This is a genomic window from bacterium, from assembly GCA_030655055.1.
GTDB lineage: Bacteria > Edwardsbacteria > AC1 > AC1 > EtOH8 > UBA5202.
The window spans coordinates 1-5447 of the sequence record JAURWH010000053.1; the positions used below are offsets into that span (position 1 = coordinate 1).

3 protein-coding genes and 1 pseudogene are annotated in these 5447 nt (G+C 52.1%); all 4 read left to right on the forward strand.

Annotation, left to right across the window (positions count from 1 at the left end):
• Nucleotides 1–595 (forward strand): molybdopterin-dependent oxidoreductase (locus Q7U71_02560; protein ID MDO9390636.1); only part of this gene is annotated, 595 nt, incomplete at its 5' end.
• A 143-nt stretch (nucleotides 596–738) separates the two neighbouring features.
• Nucleotides 739–2613, forward strand: a pseudogene (locus tag Q7U71_02565) (von Willebrand factor type A domain-containing protein).
• Between the two features lie 110 nt (nucleotides 2614–2723).
• Complete coding sequence (locus tag Q7U71_02570; protein MDO9390637.1) at nucleotides 2724–3674, forward strand: hypothetical protein; 951 nt, start codon at nucleotides 2724–2726, stop codon at nucleotides 3672–3674.
• Nucleotides 3675–3706: 32 nt separating this feature from the next.
• A complete protein-coding gene (locus tag Q7U71_02575) occupies nucleotides 3707–5374 on the forward strand; it encodes an NAD+ synthase (GenBank protein MDO9390638.1) in 1668 nt (555 codons plus the stop codon).
• Nucleotides 5375–5447 lie beyond the last annotated feature (73 nt).

Below are 5447 nucleotides of genomic sequence, written 5' to 3' on the forward strand. Positions count from 1 at the left end.
GATAGACGGCGAGACCGCCAAGGCCATCGGCAACTTCCTGCTGTTGAACGAGACCCCGGAGAACTTCATAGCCCTAAGGGCCAAGGCCAACCTGAACGGGGTGGACCGGTTCATCACCGTTCCGGCGGCCGAGATCGTCAAACAGATGGAGAAGGGGGTAATCAAGGCCGCGGTGTTGTGGAACGAGGACCCGCTGGGCTCGCTACCCGGCGGCAAGAAGCTGGGCCAGGCGCTCTCCAAGCTGGAGAAGCTGGTGGCGGCAGACCTGTTCCTGACCGAAACGGGAAAAACAGCAGACTTTGTGCTCCCCGCCTGCGCCTTTGCCGAACAGGACGGAAGCTTCATCAACTCCGAGGGCAGGCTGCAGCACTTTAAGCAGGCCATTCCGCCGGTTTGCGGCATGACCTCCAAGCAGATCCTCTCCGAGCTGGGCGGGACGGCCCTGCCCGGCATGCCGGCCGAGAAGAAGGGGGCCAAAATGTTCCTTGCGCCGGAGATCAAGAAGCCCAAGCCGGCCAAGGAAGGGTTCTGCAGTGATGTGCTGGAGAAGATGGTCTGGGAGTTGAAGAAGAAAGAGGGGCTGCTGAAAGAGTAGTATTGTTATTGTAATATCTCTGTTATTTTAGCCCCGGCCTTAAGGCCGGGGCTAAAAATTTATCCGGACCGGGAATAATCCGGCTCCCCTAAAAGTATATAAAACAGCCACCAAAAACCAAATTACTTTACGGGAGAGGAAAAATGAAAAAGAGTACCCTGATAGCCCTGACGGCGGCCCTGATCCTGAGCTGCTTCAGCTATCTGCAGTCCCAGCAGACCGGCAGCGTGGCCGGGACGGTCACCGACGCCAGGACCGGCCGGGCCGTTTCCGGGGCCGCGGTCAATATCCGGAACACGCAATTCAGCGCCTTGACCGATAACCAGGGGAAGTATCTCATAAACAATGTCCCGGCCGGGAAATATTCCATCCAAGCCTCAGCCGCCGGGTATGATGCCCAGATCAGGAAAAATATCACTGTCAAGGCAGGATCAACAGCCCCGGCAGATTTTAAACTTAAGGCCTCTGTTCCGGCCAAGGATGAGAAGAACAGGCTGGTTTACGATGTGGAGGCATAGTGCTGCGAGCAATCGGCCCCGGCCTGCATGCCGGTAGGCTCGGGCATGGTCTACCGGGGAGTTCCGGCCGATTTCAACACCGAGGAATATTCCAAGATAGAAGAGAACTCCTTTAAGCAGGTCAAGGTGGACCCGCTCTCCACCTTCTCCATCGACGTGGACCCGGCCAGCTATGCCAATATGCGGCGGTTCATCAGCTCCGGGCAGCTGCCGCCCAAGGACGCTATCAGGATAGAGGAACTGATCAACTATTTCGACTATACCTACGCCCAGCCTGACGACGGCCGTCCCTTTGCGGTGCATACCGAAGTGGCCGAGTGCCCCTGGAACCAAAGCCACCGCCTGGTGAGGATAGGCCTGAAGGGAAAAGAAATAGCGCTGGACAAGCTTCCTCCGACCAATCTGGTCTTTTTGCTGGACGTCTCCGGCTCGATGCAGGACCCCGCCAAACTGCCGCTCTTAAAATCGGCCTTCAAGCTTCTGGTAAACCAATTGCGGCCCCAGGACCGGGTGGCCATAGCGGTCTACGCCAGCGCCGAGGGCTTGGTACTGCCCTCCACTCCGGGCAGCGACAAGAAGACGATCCTGGAAATGCTGGATAAACTTGAGGCCGGGGGCTGCACCGCCGGGGCGGCCGGGATCCAGCTGGCATACAGGACGGCCAAAGAGAATTTCATCAAGAACGGCAACAACCGGGTGATCCTGGCCACCGACGGCGACTTCAACGTGGGCGTCTCCTCCACTTCGGAACTGATCCGGATGATCGAGCAGAAGCGGGAGGAGGGGATATACCTTTCGGTGCTGGGCTTCGGCACCGGGAACCTGAAGGACTCCAGGATGGAACAGCTGGCCGACAAGGGCAACGGCAACTATGCCTACATAGACAACATCACCGAGGCCCGCAAGGTGCTGGTCAGCCAGATGGGCGGAACCCTGTTCACCATCGCCAAGGACGTCAAGATCCAGGTGGAGTTCAACCCGGCGAAGGTGAAAGCCTACAAGCTGATCGGTTACGAGAACCGGCTGCTGAACAAGGAAGACTTCAACGACGACAAGAAGGACGCCGGCGAGCTGGGCTCCGGCCACACCGTGACCGCTTTGTACGAGATCATCCCGGCCGGTTCACAGGAAGAGGTGCCGGGGGTGGATCCCCTGAAATACCAGCAGACCAAGGTGTCTCCTACTGCTTCCAAGAGTTCCGAGATGATGACGGTGAAACTGCGCTACAAACTGCCGGCCGAGAACGAAAGCAAGCTGATCTCCAAAGTGATCATGGACCGCAACGGCGAGATGGCGGAGGCTTCTGAAGACTTCAGATTTGCCGCGGCGGTGGCCGAGTTCGGCCTGCTGATCAGGGACTCCGAGTTCAAGGGCAAGGCCACCTACGGACAGGCGCTGGCGCTGGCCCGCGGGGCCAAGGGGCAGGACAAGGAGGGCTACCGGGCCGAGTTCATAAAGCTGGCCGAGACGGCCAAACTTTTGGCTCAGAACCAGGACTAATATATTTCGGGGACAATATGAAAGGACGGCCATTTTGGGCCGTCCTTTTTTTCTTGACTTTAGGTTAAAAAAGAATGTATTATAATGATGTTAATTACAAAGGGAACGCCATGAAAAGAATATTATTAATAGGTTTCTTCATTGTTTTAAGTGCCCTTGTTGCTAATGCAGACGATTTAACATTTAAGATAGCGCTAAACAAAGACACATTTTATTTGATGGAACCAATATATGCAAAATGGGTAGTATGTAACACAAGCTCAAATCCAATTGAGTATGAAATTCCGGAAGCTTCAGATGGTACCTTGAAGTATTATATTGCTACCAGAGAAAGTATAGAACAAACAAGTCGTACATTGGTAAATTCATGCTTTATAGAAAGATCGAATAATGTGTTAATGCAGAAAGACTCTATTAGTAATACTTATATGGGTTTTAACGATGATTTTCTTGAATTATTTTCATTACCGAGATATACGAATAATTCTGATTTTTCTATGCTACCAATCGGTGAATATAAATTAAAGGCTACAATTGAAAAAGAGATATTTAAGGGCCAACCGGAATTAAAGTCTAACCAGGTAAGTTTTGTGGTTGTAGAGCCACCAAGCGAAGAGAAAAATGCATGTGAAAAGTTTATCAATGTAGTTAAAACCCATGACAACAACAAAAAAATTGTAAAACTTTATGAAAATTATATTAATGAATTCCCAAATAGCAGATATTCTCCGTATATTTTGAAACAGCTTTCATTAAGAAAACATATAGGTTTGCATGATAGTGAAAAATCAAAAGCATGCTATATTGATCTAATACACAAATACCCAAACCATCCAGAAGCATGTGATGCTCTAAGTTTGTTGTTTATGGGATATGATGGAAGCAAGAAAAAAATGTGGTGTTTTAGCAGTAGGCAAGAGGGATTGGAATACTTGAAAACCATTGCTGATAAATATCCTGAAACAATTGTTGGCAAATTAGCTCAAATATATTTAATGAGATTGAAAAAGACAGGAAAAATGTTTGGTTACAATGCAATATCCTGGGAACCTATTCAATAGCTTAGTAAACATTGTTAAAAAGTACGAAAAAAGTGAAAATAGCCATTTGCCAATATAACCCGGTGGTGGGAGACTTAGACGGAAATCTTGCCAAGGTCGCTTTGGCTTTAAAATCCAGCGCCAGGCAAAAGCCCGACCTGCTGGTCTTTCCCGAACTGTTCCTGACAGGCTATCCGCCCCGCGATCTGCTGGAGAAGGACTGGTTCCTGGAGAAGATCAAGCGGGCGATCAAGGACATTGCCAAGCTGTCGGGCAAGCGGCCGGACATTGGGATACTAATAGGGGCACCGACATTAGTCGTAGAAAATACTTCCAGCCGGTTGTATAACTCGGCACTGCTGATCCACCGGGGCAAGGTGATCTTCACCCAGCACAAAACCTTGCTGCCAACCTATGATGTCTTTGACGAGACCCGTTACTTCAAACCGGCGGAAAAAGTCTCGGTGGTGAACTTCAAAGGCCGGAAACTGGGGATATCCATCTGCGAGGACGCCTGGAACGATGCCGCCTTGTGGCCCAAGGCTTGCCCTGAGCATAGTCGAAGGGGGAAACCGTACACTTTGGATCCAATAAAAACGTTGGCCAAGGCCGGGGCGGAAATATTCATCAACCTTTCAGCCTCGCCGTTTGAGATGGGAAAAGCGTCCTTAAGGTCGGGGCTCTTCACCAGACTGGCTAAAAAGTACCGCAGGCCGTTCATTTACGTCAACCAGATAGGCGGCAATGACGAGTTGGTCTTCGACGGCCGCAGTTTTGCGGTGAATGAAGCAGGTCAAACGGTCCTTACAATGAAGGCCTTCGAGGAAGAACTGGCAATATTAGACACAGAGGACACTGCACTTTCCATTAAATGGCCAAAGCCCGATCCGGCCGGGGATGCATATCAGGCGCTGGTCCTGGGACTGCGTGATTACCTCAAAAAAACGGGCTTTCACCAGGCAGTGATAGGGCTTTCCGGCGGGATTGACTCGGCCCTGGTGGCAGCAATTGCGGCCGAGGCGCTGGGTCCCAAAAACGTGAAGGGAATCTCCATGCCCTCTCCCTATTCTTCCAAAGGCAGCGTGGACGATTCCAGAAAACTGGCGGAGAACCTGGGGATAGGGTTCAAGGTCATTCCCATCTCCGGGCTTTACCAAAAATATCTGTCCTCGCTTAAAAACACCTTCAAGGGAACCAAACCCGGGCTGGCCGAGGAGAACATCCAGGCCCGCATCCGGGGCAACATCCTGATGGCTTTCTCCAACAAGTTCGGACACATCGTGCTTTCCACCGGAAACAAGAGCGAGATGGCGGTGGGCTACTGCACGCTCTACGGCGACATGAGCGGCGGGCTTTCGGTGATCTCGGACGTTCCCAAAACCCTGGTCTATAAGATCGCCGGATATGTCAACCGGAAGGGGGAGGTGATCCCCAGGGCTACGATCAGGAAAGCGCCCTCGGCCGAACTGCGGCCCAACCAAAAGGACCAGGACACCCTGCCGCCCTACCCGGTGCTGGATGCGATCCTGGAGTATCATCTGGAAGACGGCAGGTCGCGAGAGGAGATCATCAAACACGGCTATAAACCGGCGGTGGTGGACTGGGTGATCAGGGCGGTAAGGAACAGCGAGTACAAGCGGCGGCAGGCAGCGCCGGGCTTGAAGGTGACCAGCAAGGCCTTCGGGTCAGGGCGCAGAATGCCGGTAGCGGCCAGGTACTGATCTCTATTACTATGGCATGATGTCTGTCATTAGCCCAGTCCTTAAGGGCTGGGCTAATGGACGAAACTAATTG

What these genes read in the sequence shown, in the direction of transcription:
- Q7U71_02570 (MDO9390637.1), top strand. Translation starts at nt 2,724, where the DNA reads ATGAAAAGAATATTATTAATAGGTTTCTTCATTGTTTTAAGTGCCCTT.